The organism is Rhodococcus sp. ACS1, assembly GCF_002300155.1.
Taxonomy (GTDB): Bacteria; Actinomycetota; Actinomycetes; order Mycobacteriales; family Mycobacteriaceae; genus Rhodococcus_F; species Rhodococcus_F koreensis.
Genome location: NZ_NSDZ01000002.1, coordinates 703394 through 722031, shown reverse-complemented (window position 1 = coordinate 722031; position 18638 = coordinate 703394). Strand labels below are relative to the sequence as shown.

15 protein-coding genes and 2 pseudogenes are annotated in these 18638 nt (G+C 64.8%); 10 read left to right on the top strand and 7 right to left on the bottom strand.

Features of this window, described 5'->3' with window-relative positions; translation table 11 throughout:
- The first annotated feature begins 132 nt into the window (after nt 1-132).
- Complete coding sequence (locus CJ179_RS10510; RefSeq protein WP_072937560.1) at nt 133-876, top strand: FadR/GntR family transcriptional regulator; 744 nt, start codon at nt 133-135, stop codon at nt 874-876.
- Here the strand turns inward: CJ179_RS10510 and fabG are convergent.
- From fabG to CJ179_RS50540, 3 genes are all read right to left on the bottom strand, one after another.
- Entirely contained in the window at nt 866-1645 is a 780-nt protein-coding gene (fabG, locus tag CJ179_RS10505) for a 3-oxoacyl-ACP reductase FabG (protein ID WP_095861450.1), read from the bottom strand. The genes CJ179_RS10510 and fabG overlap by 11 nt on opposite strands.
- An 84-nt stretch (nt 1646-1729) precedes the next feature.
- Nucleotides 1730-3286, bottom strand: coding sequence for an APC family permease (locus tag CJ179_RS10500; RefSeq protein ID WP_095861400.1), 1557 nt, complete (start codon nt 3284-3286; stop codon nt 1730-1732).
- A 226-nt stretch (nt 3287-3512) separates the two neighbouring features.
- Nucleotides 3513-3737: a hypothetical protein gene (locus tag CJ179_RS50540; protein ID WP_143051402.1), complete on the bottom strand. Its 225-nt coding sequence runs from the start codon at nt 3735-3737 to the stop codon at nt 3513-3515.
- On the opposite strand from CJ179_RS50540, the gene glsA reads away from it, so the two are divergent.
- From glsA to CJ179_RS10480, 3 genes and pseudogenes are all read left to right on the top strand, one after another.
- The gene (gene glsA, locus CJ179_RS10495) at nt 3726-4571 is read left to right on the top strand and encodes a glutaminase A (protein WP_241031500.1); all 846 of its coding nucleotides are present in this window, start codon (nt 3726-3728) and stop codon (nt 4569-4571) included. The two genes, CJ179_RS50540 and glsA, sit on opposite strands and share 12 nt — an antisense overlap.
- A 58-nt stretch (nt 4572-4629) precedes the next feature.
- Nucleotides 4630-5408, top strand: a pseudogene (locus CJ179_RS53975) (gamma-glutamyl-gamma-aminobutyrate hydrolase family protein).
- A 162-nt stretch (nt 5409-5570) separates the two neighbouring features.
- On the top strand, nt 5571-6212 hold the full coding sequence (locus tag CJ179_RS10480) for a response regulator transcription factor (protein WP_143548883.1): 642 nt from the start codon (nt 5571-5573) through the stop codon (nt 6210-6212).
- Nucleotides 6213-6259: 47 nt separating this feature from the next.
- Here the strand turns inward: CJ179_RS10480 and CJ179_RS10475 are convergent, their stop codons facing one another.
- From CJ179_RS10475 to CJ179_RS10470, 3 genes and pseudogenes are all read right to left on the bottom strand, one after another.
- Nucleotides 6260-9721 (bottom strand): serine/threonine-protein kinase, encoded by a 3462-nt coding sequence (locus CJ179_RS10475; RefSeq protein WP_095861395.1) that lies wholly within the window; start codon nt 9719-9721, stop codon nt 6260-6262.
- Nucleotides 9722-9945: 224 nt separating this feature from the next.
- Nucleotides 9946-10116, bottom strand: a complete 171-nt coding sequence (locus CJ179_RS52140) for a hypothetical protein (protein WP_218834804.1) — start codon at nt 10114-10116, stop codon at nt 9946-9948.
- Nucleotides 10117-10177: 61 nt separating this feature from the next.
- Nucleotides 10178-10324: pseudogene (locus CJ179_RS10470) on the bottom strand (ISNCY family transposase); the annotation flags it as partial.
- Between the two features lie 24 nt (nt 10325-10348).
- Between CJ179_RS10470 and CJ179_RS51325 the strand changes: the two are divergent.
- The 3 genes from CJ179_RS51325 to CJ179_RS10455 are packed head-to-tail and all read left to right on the top strand — an operon-like array spanning nt 10349 to nt 11805.
- Nucleotides 10349-10786 carry a hypothetical protein gene (locus tag CJ179_RS51325; RefSeq protein WP_179377538.1) on the top strand — a complete coding sequence of 146 codons (438 nt, stop codon included), beginning with the start codon at nt 10349-10351 and terminating at the stop codon, nt 10784-10786.
- 28 nt (nt 10787-10814) lie between these two features.
- Nucleotides 10815-11252 (top strand): helix-turn-helix domain-containing protein, encoded by a 438-nt coding sequence (locus CJ179_RS10460; protein WP_095861393.1) that lies wholly within the window; start codon nt 10815-10817, stop codon nt 11250-11252.
- Nucleotide 11253: 1 nt separating this feature from the next.
- Nucleotides 11254-11805 (top strand): PIN domain-containing protein, encoded by a 552-nt coding sequence (locus tag CJ179_RS10455; protein ID WP_095861392.1) that lies wholly within the window; start codon nt 11254-11256, stop codon nt 11803-11805.
- A 1283-nt stretch (nt 11806-13088) separates the two neighbouring features.
- Here the strand turns inward: CJ179_RS10455 and CJ179_RS10445 are convergent.
- On the bottom strand, nt 13089-14231 hold the full coding sequence (locus CJ179_RS10445) for a hypothetical protein (protein WP_095861391.1): 1143 nt from the start codon (nt 14229-14231) through the stop codon (nt 13089-13091).
- A gap of 794 nt (nt 14232-15025) precedes the next feature.
- On the opposite strand from CJ179_RS10445, the gene CJ179_RS10440 reads away from it, so the two are divergent.
- The 3 genes from CJ179_RS10440 (at nt 15026) to CJ179_RS10430 (ending at nt 18598) form a co-directional block, all read left to right on the top strand.
- On the top strand, nt 15026-15823 hold the full coding sequence (locus CJ179_RS10440) for a hypothetical protein (protein WP_095861390.1): 798 nt from the start codon (nt 15026-15028) through the stop codon (nt 15821-15823).
- Between the two features lie 82 nt (nt 15824-15905).
- Nucleotides 15906-17156 (top strand): hypothetical protein, encoded by a 1251-nt coding sequence (locus CJ179_RS10435; RefSeq protein ID WP_143548882.1) that lies wholly within the window; start codon nt 15906-15908, stop codon nt 17154-17156.
- Entirely contained in the window at nt 17153-18598 is a 1446-nt protein-coding gene (locus CJ179_RS10430) for an AAA family ATPase (RefSeq protein WP_095861388.1), read from the top strand. The genes CJ179_RS10435 and CJ179_RS10430 overlap by 4 nt, the downstream gene beginning before the upstream one ends.
- Nucleotides 18599-18638: the final 40 nt, after the last annotated feature.

Here is an 18638-nt window from a genome sequence, read left to right as displayed (position 1 = left end):
TTGGTCAAGTGTTTAGGTCTTTTATTTCCGTGACTGACGCAGGCGCCGGGTTGCAGACTTGGTCTAAAGGCTGGAGCAAATAACATGAAGGTGAGTGGTGCGCTAGATTGGGGCGAGGGAAAGGAGCCTCGTATGACAACAGCCGCGGCAGCGCCATCCGGATTCGGTCCGATCCGGCAGATTCCTGCACACGAACTCGTCGTCGATCAGATGCGCCGGGCGCTCGAGCTGGGTCAGTTCCGCCCCGGCGACCGGCTGCCCACCGAGCGGGAGCTGTCGGAAATGCTCGACGTCTCGCGCACCGTGGTGCGGGCCGCGGTGGCGGTGCTCGAGCGGGAAGGCCTGATCGCGGTTCGCCGCGGTCGCGGCGGCGGATTCACCGTGCAAGCCCCCACCTACGACCCGGCGGAGACCCGCCGGCTGATGCGTCAGAACAAGACAGCGGTCCGCGATGCGTTCGACTACCGGATCGTGGTGGAGACAGGGGCGACCCGTCTGGCCGCGATGCGCCGTCGAGCGGCCGACCTCACGAAGCTTCGAACGTTGCTCGAAAGCATGGACAGCGCCCTCGACGCCGCGATGCAGGACCAGTCCGCGCACAGGGTCACCGAGTTCCAGACTCTCGACTCCGCATTCCACATGGGGATCGCCCAGGCCTGCCGAAACGACTATCTGCTCGAGTCGGTGGCCGACGCCCGCCGCAAAATGTGGCTTCCGACGGGGGCGATCTTCGGCCGCCTCGAGCCCAACGCGAACGACCATCACGAGGCGATCCTCGAGGCCATCGAGAGCCGCGACCCGGAGGTCGCCGCCGCTCAAATGGAAGAGCACATCCTCGGCACCCGGCACACGCTCGAATCCTGGCTCAAGCGCTGACCACGGCCTCGGGCACCTCCGGAAGGGTCTGGCCCCCGTCGACGGTCAGTGTCTGACCGGTCACGAAGCCTGCGCCCTCACTGGCGAAATACAATGCGGCGTGCCCGATGTCGGTAGTGGCACCCAGTCGACGCTGCGGTATGCACGATTCCATCCGGGCGATGGTGTCGGTGCCGAGACCATCGAGACCTTCGGTGCGGATGCTGCCGGGAAGGATGGCGTTGACGGTGATCTTGCGGGCGGCGAGTTCCAGCGCTGCCGAGCGCACGAAGCCCAGCTGGGCGGCCTTGCTGGCCCCGTAGTGACTCAGCCCGGGAAATCCGGTGGTCGGTCCGGTGATCGACGAGGTCACCACGATCCGTCCGCGGCCGGATCGGGTCAGCGCATCCAGGCACGCCTGGACGCTGAAGATCATGCCGTGCACGTTGGTGGCGAATACATCGTTGAGCTCGGCCGGGGTGATCTGCTCGAGTGTCTGCTCCGGGTAGATTCCGGCGTTGGCGCACAACACATCGAGGCCGCCGAGCAGCTCTTCGGCTTCGGCGGCCATCCGTGTACACGATCGGCGGTCGGCGACGTCGGCGACGATCGTCGCGACCGTCGCGCCGAGTTCGGCCAGCCGTGCGCGGGCCTTCTCCAGCTTCGCGGGATTGCGGCCCGCGATCGCGACCTGGGCACCGGCGGCGGCGAACACCTCCGCGATGCCCAATCCGATGCCCTGGCTGCCGCCGGTCACGAGCACGTTCATCGAGTCTGAAGTCTGCTTCATCATTTCCTCTTCCGGTTGCTGGGTACGGGTCGTGACCGTGTGTGGCCCCCTCGCCGCGACGAGGGGGCCACACACGGTGGTTGATCAGGCGGGCTCGGGTGCCGGCTCGGTCAGAAAGGAGCGGTCGGGTTCGTCGTCGAAGACGGTGCTGCCGATCCGCGCGTACAGGTGCGGCTTCTTGGTGCGCCAGTACAGAGCCAGTGCCATCGAGCCGAAGAACAAACCGACCACGATCCACGGGATCGCCTTGAAGAACAGCGAGTCCGATGCCGATCCGGCTGCCGCCTTCATGTTGGTCGCCATCAGATAGATCACGAACACCATGCCGAGGCCACCGATGATCGGGCTCACCAGCGTGCGCCACCAGTTCGCGGTTTCCGGGTGCTGCTTGCGGACGTGGAAGTAGACGATGACCGAAATCGAACACATCGTCTGCACGATCAGCAGGCACAGCGTCGCCAGGACACCGACCAGCACGAAGAGCACGGCGTAGGGATCGGAGTTGGTCAGTGAGCAGAGCACCAGGATGAGCGCGGCGAAGATGCTCTGGGTGAGCGAAGCGATCCACGGCGAGGCATGCTTCGGGTGAGCCTCACCGAGCCGGCGCCACAGCAGCCCGTCGCGGCCGAACGCGAACAGATACCGCGCAGCGGAGTTGTGGATGGCCAGAGCGCAGGCGAAGGACCCGCCGAGGACGAGCCATTCGAAGACCGTCACACCCCACGCGCCGACGTACTCGCGTGTCGGTGCATACAGCAGCTCGAAGGGATTGGGTCCGGAGGCGCGTTCGACGGCTTGATGTGCACCGTTACCGGTGACCACGCCCCAGGAGATGAAGGTATAGAAGACGCCGATGCCGACGACGGCAATCATCGTCGCTCGCGGGACGATCTTCTTCGGGTCCTTGGATTCCTCGCCGTAGATGGCGGTCGATTCGAACCCGACCCAGGACCAGAACGCCATCAACAGGCCCAACCCGACTACCCCTCCGGCAACTCCGTTCGTGCTCAGTGCGCTGGCGGGATTGAGGGAGGACCAGATGATGCCGTCGGGTCCACCGGTGCTCAAGGACCTAACAGCGGTGATCGTCAGCATCCCGATCTCACAGACCAGCACCACACCGAGGACCTTGGCGGCGACCGAGATGTCCTTGTGCGACAGGACCGCGATCACCGCCACACAACCGAATCCATACAGCTCCCACGGCAGATCGAGGCCGAACTGGGAACCGACCGCCTGCTTGGCGAACGCGGAGAAGATCCCGACGAGACCGGCTTCCATGATCATGTAGGTCGCCATCGACATCACGCCCGCTGCCAGGCCGGGAATTTTCGACCACCCGCGGGAGACGAACGTGTAGAAGGCGCCCGCCGCGGTGATGTGCTTGGCCAACGCCACGAATCCGACGCTGAAGATCGTCAGCACCACGGTGGCGATGATGAAGCCCGCCGGTGCCCCGATGCCGTTGCCGAATCCGACCGCGACGGGCAGATTGCCGGTCATCGCGGTGATCGGCGCCGAGAACGCCACTACCATGAAGACGACACCGACAAGACCGATCGCACCACGTTTGAGTTGAGCGGGGTCGGCGGCGGGGCCGGTGGGGGAGGGGCCCTCTGGGGGGTGTGAGTTGGCGATCATGCGGGATCTACCTTTCGCTTTGTCTGCTCGATGAGCCTAAGACCGTAAAAGGCCTAAAGACAAGACCAGTAGACCAGAAAAAGTGGTTTGAGACACATTTTTCTTCTGGCCGAAACATCGTCGACGCACGCGCGTCCCGGCCGGCCGCCGATCAGAGAAATGGTCTATTGACTAGTTCTATTAGTGCGTTTAGTGTCGTCTTGTCAGTCCTGTGGCCACCGGTTGGTCACGGGATCGGTTTTTGTGCGCACGGCTCGGCTGCCGTATCAGGCGCCAGATCGCCACACGTGCCGTCCAAAAAGGGTTCGCTCTTTACGCCGTTGTGCCCCAGTGAAATCCGAGGTGCGAAATCTCCGTTCATCTCGCGCGACTCGAGACGCGCATCGATCAGCTCCAGGAGTATCTCGACATCGCTGCCGAGCACGGTCGCGCCGCCGCGGTGGCCGGGCACGTCTCGACCCAGGTACCGGCGCTCAGCTCGGTGCCACCGACGAAGTTCGGCATGGCCGTGGCGACCGTGGACGGCTGCGTGCTCACCGCTGGGGACGGAACCGAACCGTTTTCGATCCAGAGCCTCTCCAAGCTCTTCGCCCTGTGTGCACTCCTGCAACGCAACCCCGCGGTGTGGGACCACATCGGATGGGGGCCGACCGACTCCGGCTACGGCTCGGTGGCCGAGCTCGAACGCAACCTCGGCCGACCACGCAACCCCTTCGTCAATCCGGGCGCCCTGGTGGTCACCGACCGGCTGATCGAACTCACCGGGGACGCGGTGGGTGCCACCATCGATCTCCTGGCCTCGACCTCCGGTACCGCGGTGATCAACTCCGACGGTCGCGTTGCGCTCTCGGAGACTGTCGCCGACCACCGCAACGCGGCCATCGCGCACGTCCTCGCCGAGCACGGCAAACTCGTCAACGGGATAGATCGAGTACTCACGCAGTACTTCGCCCAGTGTGCGATCGCCGCGTCCGTGGAAACGGTCGCGAAGTCGGCGCTCTTCCTGGCCGACCGCTCGGCCGACGCGACCGTCCTCGACAGCGGATCCGTCCGCCGGGTCAACGCGGTTCTGCTGATGTCCGGCATGTACGGCGCGGCCGGCGACGTCGCATACCGGATCGGCCTGCCCGCCAAGAGCGGCATCGGCGGTGGCGTCCTCGCCATCATGCCGGGGTTAGGCACCGTCTGCGTGTGGAGCCCGCCGCTCGACACCGACGGCAACTCCGCCGGTGGAGTGGCGGCGATCGAGGAGTTCGCCCGGTTGGCCGGCTGGTCGGTCTTCTGAGCTGCACATCGGGTAGTCGCGGGTAAATCGATCCTGCACAGGCAGTGCAGAAGGAGGAATGTCGATGAGCACAGAGATCCCTGTCATCGCAGTCACGCTCGACTTCGACGAACTGCCCGGGTTCGTCCACTGGAAGGAGATGTTCCGCGGCATCGTCGTCGCCGGCGCAGCACCGGTCGCCGTCGATTGCGGTAAACCGCGAACCGACCTTGCCGCGATTCTCGAGTCTGTCGACGGTCTGCTCATCAGCGGGGGAGTGGACGTCGACCCTTCCCTGTACGGCGGCTCACTCGACGACCCGCGTATCCAGAAGATCAATCCCCATCGAGATACGAACGAACTCGCCGCACTCGAGATCGCTCGTGCGCGTGGAATTCCCATCCTCGCCATCTGTCGCGGAGCGCAGTTGGCCAATGTCGCGCTCGGCGGCACGCTCTATGCTGATCTGGCCCGGGACTGGGTCGGGCGCACCGGGCACTGGCACAGCGAGAAGCCCTGATCGACAGCCTGCACTCGGTGCAGGTGGAAGCGGACACCCTCCTCGCCGACTGGATGGGGATCGACGGGATCGTCCCCGTCAACAGTCAGCACCATCAGGGCATCAAGACCCTGGCGCCGTCGGCGCGAGCGGTCGCCTACACCGACGACGGTCTCGTAGAGGCCTTCGAGATCGCGTCCGATCGCCTCGTCGCGGTGCAGTGGCATCCAGAAGTGCTGTGGCGGAACGAGCCGCATGCCCTCGAACATCTCCGCCGCTTCGTCACGGGAAAGAGGGGGGCGAGGAAGGCCGGCGCCACGGCGCTGGTCGGAGACGGGGCAGCGAACGGAGGGCCCTGAGGCTTCTGAGGGAGCGGGTCGGAACCGCTGAGAGTGCAGGAGAGCGAGCCGAAAGGTATCGGCAGACGACGTGAGGACGCAAGATCGCCGGCGGTGGCCGCGAGCCCCGAGCAAGGGTGGCGGCGTGCGGCCGAACGGTCCGGCGAGCCGATCAGGAAGCCGATGAGATCGTCCACTGCCGGAGTTCCCACATGTGTTCTCCTGGTCGATTCAACCGTCGATTACGGCGTCGTCGACCAACTCCGCGCCAGCGGGTTGTGCCCCGGCGTGGTGGTCATCCGAGTGCAATCACACCGCAGGGAAGGAATCGGCACCGTGCAGGCTCTCAGGGCCACACGGGTGAACGCCGCCATCGTCGTCGTCGGCAGTGTCGAGACGGTCGACGACCGCGTCGCCTTCTTCGATTCGGGGGCCGATCACGTCCTCGATGCCTCCCTGACCACGAGAGAACTGGTCGCCTGGACTCGGGCAATCCTCCGGCGAATGCAACGAGCCCCACAACGCCCGGTTGGCAGAACCAAGGGACTGGTCCTGCAGCGGGAGTGCAACATCGTCGAACGCCTGGGCCTTCACACGGCCCTGACCCCGACCGAATTCGATCTGTTGGCAGTGCTGGCCGACAGCGAAGGAAGGGTCGTCCCCCGTCGTCACCTCCTGATGTTGGTGTGGGGCATCGCCGAGGAGACGACGACGAACGTCCTCAACGCGCACATCTGGTCGCTGCGCCGAAAGCTCGGCAGCATCGGTGCGTCCCACGCACTGCAGACCGTTCGGGGAGTCGGTTTCGCGCTAGCCGATGCGTGACTGCCGAACAAGGAAACGGAAATCTGCCCTCTGCCGCGCAAACGGTGTCAGTGAACCTCAGCGGCAGCGGCAAGCGCGGTGTCGAGGAACGCGCCGGACAGGCCGGGGTAGAGGTCGGCCCCTTTCGGCTCTGCCAGGTGGGTACGCAAAGAGGCGGTGGCGGCGACAACGTCTGTGCCGCCGTCCGCGAGGAATCGGACCAGTTCGTGCCGGGCGCACTCGACCACGACGGGAACCAGCGCCGCCTCGGCGTCGTCGGCGCGCCCGGCCGCCCACAGACACGAGGCCAGCAGGCGCATGGCGTACAGCCGCGCCAGTTCACGTCCGGTCCCGGCGAGCGCACCCACCCAGTCCTCCGCCCACTGGCAGGCGAGCCGGCTCGCCGTTGGCTCACCGGTGCGCACCAGCAGCAGGATGGCCGTCTCGTCCTCGAGCTGCGCGGTAATCTGCTCGATTCCGTCGACCGGTTCCGAATGCGAGTTGCGGGTGACAGCGACGAATCCAGGGCGCGGCGGAAGACCGAGCCGGATACGTTCGGTGTCGACGGCCGCCCGCAGCCGCGGAAGCGAGAACCGGGCTGCGGTCCCGACACCCTCGTCGAGCTCCTTCGCCGCGCCGATACGGTCACCGCGGGCACAGAGGATTCGCGCGCGCAGACAATAGTGGCGAATCATGAAATCCGGAGCGCCACCGAGCGCGGCCGGGTCGAACGTCTCGCTGAGCAACTCGTCGGCCTCGGCGAGACGGTTCTGCTCGTACAACATCTCGGCGAGCAGAGCACGGGTGAGCCGGGCGTGCTGAGATTGCGTGTTTCCGGCATCGCGGACAAGTTGAAAGGCCCTGCGGTACAACTCCGCTGCACCGGTCAGGTCCAGTTGTTCCGCTTTCGCCATACCGGCAAAGCAATACCCGTAGGCAACAGTGTACGGACCAGTCGTTCTGCTGTGGTACGGAGCTGCCCAGGTCTGTCGGCGATAGGCATCCCGAAAGCGGAACTCGTATGTGTCGGCGATAGTGACAAGCAGTGCGGCCATCGACACCACGAACGGATGTTGCCCCGCCGGGTTGGCCAGGCATTCGGCGACCAAGTCCGTGATCCCAGCGACCCGGTCCGTGGTGGCGTCGATATTCGCTTGGAGAACATCGGCTTCCACCCGCATCCGCGAGCGCACGTCGGTGGGGAGGTCAAGGAGATCGAGCAGCTCGAGCGCGTGCCGCCGAGCCTCGACGGCGACGTCGATACGCTGCAGCTCGGCATTCGCCCATCCGATCGTCAAGTGCAGTCGCGGACTCGACAGCACCAGATCCGCCGGCAACTTCGCGATCAAGCCGAGCAGCGTCGACATCTGCGACCGATCGAGCAGATACAGGTCGTCGTGCTCGAGCAGATCCAGCGCCCCTTGCCGGTCATCGGCGGCGAGAAGATGGTCGAGGGCCTCACCGAGCATGTGCCGCTCCCGGAACCACGCGGACGCCGTGCGGTGCAACTGCGCAATCCGGCCCGGATGATCCCGTTCGAGCCGCTGCCGGAGCACCTGCGCGAACAGGTTGTGATAGCGGTACCACCGGCGGTCGTCGCCCGTGCGGTCCAGGAACAGATCACGGGCGACGACACGCTCGAGGCGGACCGCACCGTCGGGGACCTCGGCCAACGCGGACGCCAGGTCGCCGCACACCCGGTCCGGGATCGCGGTGACGAGGACGAAATCGAGCACATCGGGCTCGAGGGCGTCGAGCACGTTCTCGGCGAGATACTCACCCAGGGTGTCGTTTCCGGCACGGAACTGTTCGACCAGGCCCGCCGCGTCACCGGCCTCCCTCAGCGACAGTGACGCCAGCTGCAGCGCCGCGACCCAGCCGTCCGTCGACGCCCGCAGCTCCTCGACCTCGGAATCGGTCAGCGCGACCTGCCCCGGACCACCGAAGAAGCGGCGGGATTCGGGGAAATCGAAACTCAAATCCTCGGGACCGACCTCCCGCAGCTCGTCGTGCACCCGCATTCGGCTCAACGGCAGATTAGACCGGCTGCGGCTGGCCACCACGATCCGCAGGTGATGACAACCGTTGTCGAGCAGGAACTCCACCGTTGCGATCGGCTCCGCGGCGGTCACCCGATGCCAGTCGTCGATCACGACCACGAGGGGCTCCCCACTGTCGTGGAGCCGGTTGATCAGCGAGGTCACCACGAACCGCTCCACCGCCTGCCCGTGCTCCTCGAGTGCCTGCCCAAGCTCGCCAACCACCCCCGGGCGGACCAACCGGATCGCCTCCACCAGGTGCGAGAGGAACCACGCGCCATTGTTGTCGTCGCGGTCGACCGTCAGCCAGGCGACGGTGATTCCGTCGGCGACCAGTTCGTCGCGCCACTGCGCGACGAGGCTGCTCTTCCCGAATCCCGCAGGTGCGTGAACCAAGACCAACCGACGCTCCCCGGCAGTCCGCAACATGGCGAGGAGCCGATCACGGCGCACCAACTGCCGGGTAGTGGTGGGCGGACGGAATTTGGTCACCGGCACCGGCGGTGTGCGTGGTGACGACATGGGGTACACCCGCGGAGGCCGCTGCGCGGCATGCTCCATCCCCGCGCCGCGGGTGGAGCGAGGATCACCGGCACGCACGGCGGGAACATGCAGATCGTCGACGACGATCCCGTTGCGGCGCTGGGTGGCACGAAGCTCGTTCCCGAACTCGGCCGCACTGCCCGGCCGCTCTTCCACGGCGCGGGACATCGCCTGTTCCACGGCGTTGCAGACGTCGTCGGGGACATCGGCGTCGCGCAGGTCAGGGACGGGCTGCGTGGAGATCCGCAGGAACTGGGCGATCACCTGCTCGCCGCTGTGCCGCTCGAACGCGGCATGTCCGGTGAGCGCACAGAACATCGTCGACCCCAGGCTGTACACATCCGAGGCGGTGGTCGGTGGCCGACCTTCGAGTACCTCGGGTGCGGTGAAGGCCGGCGAGCCCGTGATCGAGCCCGCCGTGGTCTCGAACCCGCCCGAGATCCGCGCGATCCCGAAGTCGGTGAGTTGCGGCTCGTCGTAGTCGGTCAGCAGGATGTTCGCGGGCTTGACGTCCCGGTGCAGCGTGCCGCTGCGGTGGGCGGTCTCGAGCGCCCCGGCGATCTTGATCCCGAGCCGGAGCACCTGCTCCCACCCGATCGGCCCGGCCCGGCGAATCTGCGCTTCCAGGGATCCGTGCGAGTGGTATGGCATCACCAGGAAGGGACGCCCTCTTCGGGTAACGCCGACCTGGTAGAGGTCGACGATGTTCGGGTGTCCGGACATCCGGCCCATCGCCCGCTGTTCGCGCACGAAACGCGCGAGGTTCTCGGGATCGAGGTCCGTGGTGAGGACCTTCACGGCCACCGTGCGGTCGAGATCCTCCTGAAGGCAGCGGTAGACGATCCCGAAACCCCCGCGTCCGATCTCCTCAGCCTCGTCGAAGCCGGCGACGGCCAACTCGACCGCGATGTCCGGCTCGCGCTGTGTGGCCCCCGGGTCGTCCGCCATCGGCCGTCACCACCTCTGAGACGCTTCCCCCAGGATAGTCCGCACGGACGACGGGGCGAGGTCGTTGCGTGGCCCGCCTGGAGTCCGTGAGCAGCACTACCAGCGGCGAGTCGGACGGGTTTTCCGCGTAGTGCTCGCAGCCAGGCGGCCGTTACCTGGTGCGGCCCTCAGCCGGCAACATCCACCAGTGAAGGGTGCTTCTCTGCGCCCGGGTGATATCGAATTCAGTCGTCAGCCGCCGACGGGAAATTGCTTGTCGAGCCGCCCGAACCACCTGTTGCCACGGTTCCGCTGGCCTCGGCGAAGATCATGTGCGCGGCATCCACCATCTCCAAGGTCGCGTTGGGCAACTGTCTAGCTACTTCGACCTGAAAAACGGGGGCCCTGGTGAGCATGATTCGGCTGTTCTCGGCCGGTCAGGATTGGGTTGGCCGCAAGCCCCCCGATCCGCGTCCTTCACGCTGCCAGGGTGCTGATCTTGACCAGGTTGTGCGCCAGGACCCCGTGGCCGACCCAGATTTGGGCGCCTTCGGTGCTGTCGATGCGGGTGCGGTCCCAGCCGTATCCACGTTTGAGGGCGCTGATTCTGCCTTCGACTCCGGTGTTGATTGTGGATGAACAATCCTGGTGCCGCTGACGACGAGATCTTCGCGGGCAGAGGACTGGGTGTCGCGGGCCAAAGGAGTCACGTCCTGGTGGCGCACCCCGTCCGACATCCTCGACGGCCGAACCCCGTTGCAGGAGCTCGAGGACGGCGATCTGACCGAGGTCGCCGTCGACAACAGTGATCAGCGTGGCCAAACAGGGATGGTAGGAGAGTGGGGCTCCTGCAACGGCAATCCGGTCCGGTCCTCCGGCACCGTTATCAACAGCGTGGACTCCGGTTGTGCCGCGGCCGCGGCACAACCGACGGCGCGTGTCGATCCGATCATCGCGTTGCACGATGTGGCCGGTAGCCCGGGCCCGGATGCGGCGGAGACGACCAAGCATCCTCGTGGGGCGATCCTGGAGGAAGGGGCGGTATCGCCGACGGTGCCCGGCCGCCGTTGCGGTTATTTCGTTTGATGCGTATATTTCGTTTAGGAGGTGTGTGATGTCCGCAGCACATGAGCGGCCGACCGTTGTCGAACAGGAGCAGGCCCGCCAGGCACTGCAGTTGCTTCGTGATGTCGATCCGGCGGGGGAGACCCTCGATGTGACCGTGGCCGGAACTTCGGAGTCGGTGCATCTTCCTCGTGCAGCGCTCGATCTGATCCGTGAGGTCTTGGCGAATATGGCTGCCGGGCAGGGGGTCACCGTCGTCCCGGCGCACGCGGAGCTGACGACCCAGCAGGCCGCGCAGATGCTCAATGTCTCGCGGCCGCATGTGATCAAGCTCCTCGACGAGGGGAACATCGAGTACCGGATGGTCGGCCGCCATCGCCGGATCCTGGCATCCTCTCTGCTTGCCTACCAGCGGACGCAGCTGGGGACCTCGCGTGCCGCCGCGGACGAGTTGGCAGCCCTGACGGAAGACCTCGGGCTGTACTGACGTGACCTTCACCGTGCTGTACGACGCGAATGTGCTGTACCCAAATGTTTTACGCGACGTGCTGATCCGGCTCGCGCAGACCGGTCTGGTACATGCCCGGTGGACGGATCGCATCCTCGACGAGACATTCGAGAACTTGGCGGAGGATCGCCCGGACATCCCGGCAGCGACGTTGACGAAGCTGCGGGAGCTGATGAACCGGGCAGTACCGGACTGTCTGGTCACCGGCTACGAGGCACTTATCCCCGCACTCACGCTGCCGGATGAGGACGACCGGCATGTGCTGGCCGCGGCGATCCGCGCCGGCGCCCAGGTCATCGTCACAGCAAACCTGCGGGACTTCCCCGACTCGGATCTGGCGCAGTTCGGCGTCGAGGCCAAGCATCCGGACGAGTTCGTGATGGATCTGTTCCACCTCGACGGGGTGCGGGTCCATCAGGCGATCAGTGCGACTGCCGCGGCCTGGCGCAATCCACCCGGGACCCCGGCTGATGTGTGTGACCGCCTTGCGGCGGCGGGGCTTCCTATTTCCGCGGCCGCGCTCCGTCGCTGAGCAAGGTAGGGAACCGCGCGTAACTCTGCATAGTGTGGTTTGTCGTCTGAGGTCACCTGCGGTTGGCGGACGGCCAGGAGGAGGTGATCAGTGCCGGTTTCTTCGTGCCCGAGCAGGGCCGCCTGGCGCATGCTGCCCCCGACCACCTTCTTCGTCTTCGGGGTGAAGGATGGTGGTGGATGGAATGGTTGGTTGGGTTGTGGATGGTGGAGCCGATGACGGGAATCGAACCCGCGTATTCAGCTTGGGAAGCTATTTCAGGGTGGGAACGTGGGTTCGAGCGACCTGCGATTCTGTCCGTCCGCCGGGTGCCATTGCCGCAGTTCACAGCGATATTCCGGGGCGTTCCGAAGGTGCTGCGGTTGAGGTCCGGGGGACTGGATCTGATCTCCGTTGGCGGCGTATTCGCGGCGTCTGTCTCCGGGACAGCGCAACACCCCTGGCGATGGGAACAGGGGGAGTTCACGCCAGGGGTGTTATCGGTTCTTGCCGCGACGAGGCGACATGTCAGCGCTCGTCCGCACGATCAACCCGAAGTCGGACATGTCTACGCTTCGGGTTGCAAGCCCCATCCGCAAAGGGCGTTACGGATGGGGAGTCTCTGTGTAGTTGTCGGTCGCGACTAGCGGCGACGGGTAGCCCTCTTGCGGGGTGTTCGTCGTGTTCCTCGCGACCTTGAACCTGTCGCGCGGGTACGCCTTACCTTCCGGCCCGCCGAACCCGCAGAATGGGGCGTAGTCCGTCGTCCGGCTTTGGACGGGGCGGTATAGCTGGCAGCGCCCAACAACGCCCCCGCCGTCAGGCCCAAAATCGAGTCGTCAACGACACTGCCTGCTACAGCACCGCTGAGTGTCGACGCGGCGAACCGCCCGAGCGCGTCGCGCTTGAACACGCGCCGCCTCGCCATGGGTCAGTCGTCCTGTCCGCGTCGGAGTCGCGCGATGGCGCGGACCGCGTCGGCCGTCATCGACTCGCTCACCGTGTCGCCGGCAGCCGTTCCGCAGTAGCGGGTGACGCCTGCGGGGGACAGGCCTGGACCGTGAGAGAACTCCGACGCTCCGGGCGCTGGCCTAGTGTCACCGCGCGAGTTGCGTTGATTCTGTGTTGGCATCGCGGCTCACCCCTTTCCAAGCTGGCTACGAGACGACGACTTCGCCCGATCCGGCACCTGTGCTCGTGTACGGTCGCGACGTCGAACCTCAGCGGCGTTCTTGGCTGCTAGTTGCTTGGCCACTACGGCGTTACTCCGCGCGGCTGAAGAGGTCATTCCCACAGTCGCCCACCTAGTTCGGGAACACCGGAGCGGTGTAGCTGGTGGACGTGGTGACCTTGATGACGGCTGCGCCGCCCCGGTGGCGAACGCCGACACCGAAACCAAGCGCGTAGTAGCTGGAGATCAGCGGGTAGCGCTGATCCGAGCCGGGGATGATGCGGAGGCCCTGGTAGTCAGGGTTCGCATGTACGCGGAACCCGACCGGGTTGCCTTCGGCGTTCGGGCCAGCCGACGCAACGACCGCGACATACCCAGCAGGGATGAACCGGCTCTCGATCACGAGGGCGTCGCCGTAGGATCCGAGAACGGGAAGTCCGTTCCATTGCGCCGGAGCCTGCTCACCGATGATCTGCTCAGTCACCAGCCGCGCCGGGGCCGCGACAGACGGGATGAAGTCGAAGTGGGCTTCGACGCTGTCGGCCCCCGGTTCACCCGCGCGGAAGGTCGCGACGACCTTCGCTTCGTTGGGGTGAGCGAGGATGAGGAGCTTGCGCCCACTGTCTGCGTTGAAGCCCTTGCCGGAGACCTTTTCAAGCAGAGTCTCGACATCCGACGGGTCAAGCACGGCGGAACCTGTAGTCAGGTAGTGCGTGTCGGTATCCGGGTCGAACTCCGCGCCGAGGTAGGACGGGATGTGAAATCCATCCCCGCTGTACAGGCCGTACTCGGGGTTTCCCTCCGGGGTAGTGCCTTGCGCCGGATCGAACAGCCGCGACAGAACCGCCGTCGTGGTCTTTCGGTTCGCGCCCTCAAGCACTGACGCGTGGACAGCCTCAACCTGCCGCGTATCGGCATCGCGAAGGTACTTCCAGGTGAAGCGGCTGGCGATGTCGTAATCCTCGAACCCGTAGCCGAGCTTCAGCACATCGTTCGGTAGACGGTTGCCCTGCGGCACGCCGAACTCAGAGGCGACCTCGAACTGTGCTCCCGCTACCGACTGAGGCACGGCGTCGATCTGCCGGGTGGTCTGGTAGCTGATGAGCGATGCCAGCGCGGTCCGGTGCTGGTTGTAGATGTCGAGCGTCTCCAGGAACTCCGCCCAAACGGCGTTCAGGTCCGTTCCGTCCGAAGTTTGCGAGACGAGAACGTCGCCCTGGGTATTGGTGCCACGCTCGGCTCCGAAGACGCTGAAGAACGGAAGGTTGGTAGTCATGGGTATCTCCGATGGGTTTAGGTATGCGTTCACTCGGTCGCGCGCAGCGCGGTATCGGGTGGGCATCCTGCCCGTGGAGCCATGCCAGCTGCCGGGTCTCAGACCTTGAGGGAGCGTTGACTTTTCGATCATACCTCGGGAAAGTGCTGTTCATCGGGGTCTTGGAAGCGACCTCCGGGGGAAGGTAGCGGGGTTCCGGGGGATCGGCTATATTCGGTAGCGAGTCCGGTTCGCCGGGTTCTCGCTCCGATACGAAACTAGCTGACGCGATACGAAACTGTAGATGACGCCGGTGGTGGCCGAGAGACAACGGCCCCACAATACTCAGGGACCTTGACGTAGTCTGCCTGCCACCCTGGGGAACCTGCTCGATGCGCGAGAACGGCTCGCGAGGAGGGTTTCCAAAATACTGAAACGCGGACACCAATACCGACAGTATCGTCGGGAGGTGTGCGCGTTTTGCGATTCCCGCCTCCTGGCAAGTCCTCAGGAGGAACTATGACTAGCGCGTCCCGAGCCGCGAAGCAGGCTACGGCAGCACCTCGGAATCCGAAAGCGCCACTATCCCCGCGACTTTCGCCCGTTCCCAACATTCGATCGAAGCAAGGTGCGGTCGACTGGTACTGGGACGAGATGAGCCTTCGCGTCAGCTACAACGAGGTTCAGAGGAAGACCGCGAACGGTGAGATGCCTTCATTTCGGATTGGAGGCGCAGTCCACTACAGCAGCCAGGACCTCTACGACTACGTCATGCGTCAGAGACGTAGCTCGGTCGAGAATGTGGGCGGTGCAGCGTGAACGCCCCGCTGAGTCGCGCCGAGTTGCTGCGTAAGTACTCCGGACTCTCGCGGGACATCCACGCGGAAAGCCCGTTGGTCGAGCAGATCGAAGCCGCGATGCAGGGTGACAAGCCGGTCTACAAATATGCTGGGCGCAAGCGAAATCCGACCTTGGTGGGGTACAGCACCTTCTCGCCCGGAGTCCGCTTCCATCCGCGACTGAGTGAGGCGTTGGACTTTGCGAAGGAGATCCGCACCACGGTTCCCGACAGTCGTTGGCTTGAGGAGAACGGGCGTATCGACTACCTCCACAGCAACCTTCCGGGCCGGAAGCGACTGGACTACGACCCAGACGGACACTCGCTCAACGTAGTTGGAATGGACCACGCGTGCCGCGTTGAGGACTTCCGCCTTGGCCTGGATATCGGGGTCACCGGGCCGGTGGGTGTTCGATGCGTTGTGCTGGTTGATCCTCTCGCTCCGACGTATACGCCGAAGTTGCCGTGGTCAATGACGGAGGACGGCGAAGCGTCGCCGAGCGTCGTCGCCTTTCCTGTGCCGTTCGGGTACTCGACCGAACGCGTAGCGCGCCAGCTCATGCACTACTTCGCGTCTCAGTGCCACTGGTGTGGTTGCAGCGGAATACCGTTCGGAATCCTGGTGTCTGCCGGTTCCGTCACCTACTTGTTCCCCGTTTGCGGAACCTGCTGGTGGGAGTACATGAACGACTTCCACGGCGACTGCGAAATCAGTCTTGTGGGTAACGACGGCGAAGACTTTGGAACCGGCTGGCCCGCTGACGAGCATCGGTGAGAACGAAATCATGCAACGCCCCGGTAAGAGGCCGGGGCGTTGCGTTTGACGAAGAATCCCTATCCCAGATCGAGGAACCCTCATGACGAATTCTACGCGCTCGCGGAAGAACGATCGGCCCAGTCGAAGCCAAACCGCACCAGCAGGCCCCCAACTGTACGAACTTCTTGAGGTGCTCGGATACCGCGAGTCTGATCGCGTCTCCGTCAATATGAAGGAGCCCGATGGTCGCTTCACGTCCCGCGTTCGCACGGTTGCAGATCTCCACGGCTGGACACCGCCGCGGGACCGGGATGTGTGGTTCGGGGCCAACCCGGTATCGAAGTCGGTCAGCGGCGGCAGGCGCGGAACGGAATCAGACATCACCCGCGTGAAGTGTGTCTTTGCGGACCTCGACATCAAGGAAGGTTCGTTGCATACCCTCAATGAGTGCCGCGAGGTAGTAGACCGCTTGTCTCGGATTCTTGCGGTGAACCCTGTCGCGGTGGTCGAGAGCGGGCATGGTCTGCAACCATTCTGGCGCTTGGCTTCGCCGCGCTCGGCGACGGCCCGGATTGTCGAGACTTCCGGTTCAGGGTCGGAGTGGATGCGGCAGGAATGGCGGGAGGTGTATGCCCGGTGGGGTGGGCTCGTCCAGCAAGTAGCCCAGAAGGTGCGCCCCTCAGCGCAGGTAGACAACGTGTTTGACCTCTCCCGGGTGCTGCGGTGCCCCGGTTCGGTCAACCGCAAGTCGACCCCGGTCCCCGTTGTGACGCGGGTGTTCCCGAGCTCAGACCGAATCAGCCGGACTCGATTGGTGAATGTGCTCGACCGCTCTAACGCGCGTCCCCTTGGGGGTTCGGTGGGTCCGCTTCGACCTTCGGTGCCGACGTCGATGGAAGAGGCGGTCGCTTGGATCAACGCGCAGCCTGGAGCGGGGGCGTCGATTGAAGAGATGCACGAACTCGGCCCGCATCGTTCGATGCTCGCCTGCCTGGATCGTGCTGCTCTGGTGCACTCCTTCGTCGCGGGTGAGGATGACGAGTCGTCCGCGCATAACCTCATGCGCAACCGGGTGCAGTACGTCGTCTTGCTGAGCACCGAGAACCAGGCCGGGCTCGTGAAAGCGCTTGGCGTTATTGAGAGCGCCTACCTCGAGCTCATGCGACTTCGGAGAGCGGGGCGAGCGCCGGGTGAGGCGCGGTCGGAAGCCGTGGCGTTGGGCGACTTCTATCGGGCTGTCGTCGGGGCTGTCGCGAAGGCGCGGGGCCGGGGGAACTCCCCGGAGCCTCAACGCGACGCGACCGGCCGCATCGTCATTCGCACCACCACCACGAACGGACAAAGAGCATGACCGCCAGCACTATGCAGTCGCAATCCACGGACGGCGGCTACCGGCACAAGTTCGACGTGCCCGATGCAGTCGGGGCTGAGGCACCGTACTTGTCTGACGAAGAACTCGAACGCATCCGCGAAGCAAAGTTGGCTGGCGAGGTCGCAACCACTCTCCTCCGCATGGAGGCGACGGAGATCGCGCGGCATCGTCTCGCCGCGTCGAAATGGACCCCGCCTCCCCGCGCGAGGGAGATCCTCGTGGAGCTGGCGGAGGACACACCCCCGGTCCAATACACGGTGGAGGACCTTGCGCCGGTTGGGTCGAACGTCCTTCTGGTCGCAGAAGCCAAGGCGGGCAAGACGACGTTGGTCATGAACCTGGTCGTGGCGATGGTGAAGGGCTGCAAGTTCCTCGACCGCTACGCGATCAATCTCCCTGAAGGGAGTTCAATCACCTACTCGAACTTCGAGTTGGAAGGGAACATGGCCAAGAACTGGCTGCGGGATATGCGCGTGGCGGAGGATGCGTCGGACCACCAACACCGTCTCTTCGTGGACTCGTGGAAGGGCTATCCGTTGCCGTTGCCGGCGGAGCACGTCGAGGACGAGCTTGTGGATCTGCTCACGAGCCGCCGGTCGTCCGTATGGGTCGTGGATCCGTACGGAGCGGCAATCAGTCACGACGAGAACTCCAACGACGATACCCGCGCCTGGACGAACGCGATCGACCGGATTGCCCGAAGGGCGGACCTGTCGTTGGTCGTGATCGCTGCCCATTCCGGCAGCAGCTCCTCCGGCGCTCAGGACATCCGCGTGCGGGGTGCGTACCGACTCGAGGACTGGATGAGCGTGAAGTGGTCGTATACGCACGGCGGCGAGGTCAACGAAACCCCACCCGACAACCTCCGCTACCTCAGCGCTCGGGGTCGTGACGTGGCGGTTCCTCAGTTCACCCTCGACTACGACCCCGCGCGAAGGCACCTTCACCAGTCGTCGTCGGTCAGCAACAAGGCCCAGAACGAAGCCGAGCGGTGGGCTTTGAAGGTTTACGACGCCGTCTACAACCACGAGCACGAGGCCCGCGCGAAGGGCGAAGAACCAGCGCCGTTCAAGGCTGGCGACATCAACGACGCACTCGGCGTGGCGAAGACGGACAGCAAGCCCGGCGGCAAGGGCAAGGCTGTCGCTGCTGGTCGTCAGTACGCCGTGTCCCGTGAGTGGTTGATTGAGGCTACTGACCGCGGAACTCAAAACTGTTCACGGTCGGCTCGGTTAATCCGCGAGAGAAGGTCGTCCTGCCGTTCAAGTTCAACGCTCAAGCAACCGAAGAGGCGGAGGAAGAATCCAAAGAGGCTGTGGCCGAGTAATAGTCAGTGTTATCGGATAACACTCGATAAGACGGATAGTACTGAGTGTTATCTGTGTTATTCAGTGTTATCCGATAAAACGGGTAAGTATTAGTCCCCTCCGTAGGAGGGACTACTACCCGTCGATCCGCGAC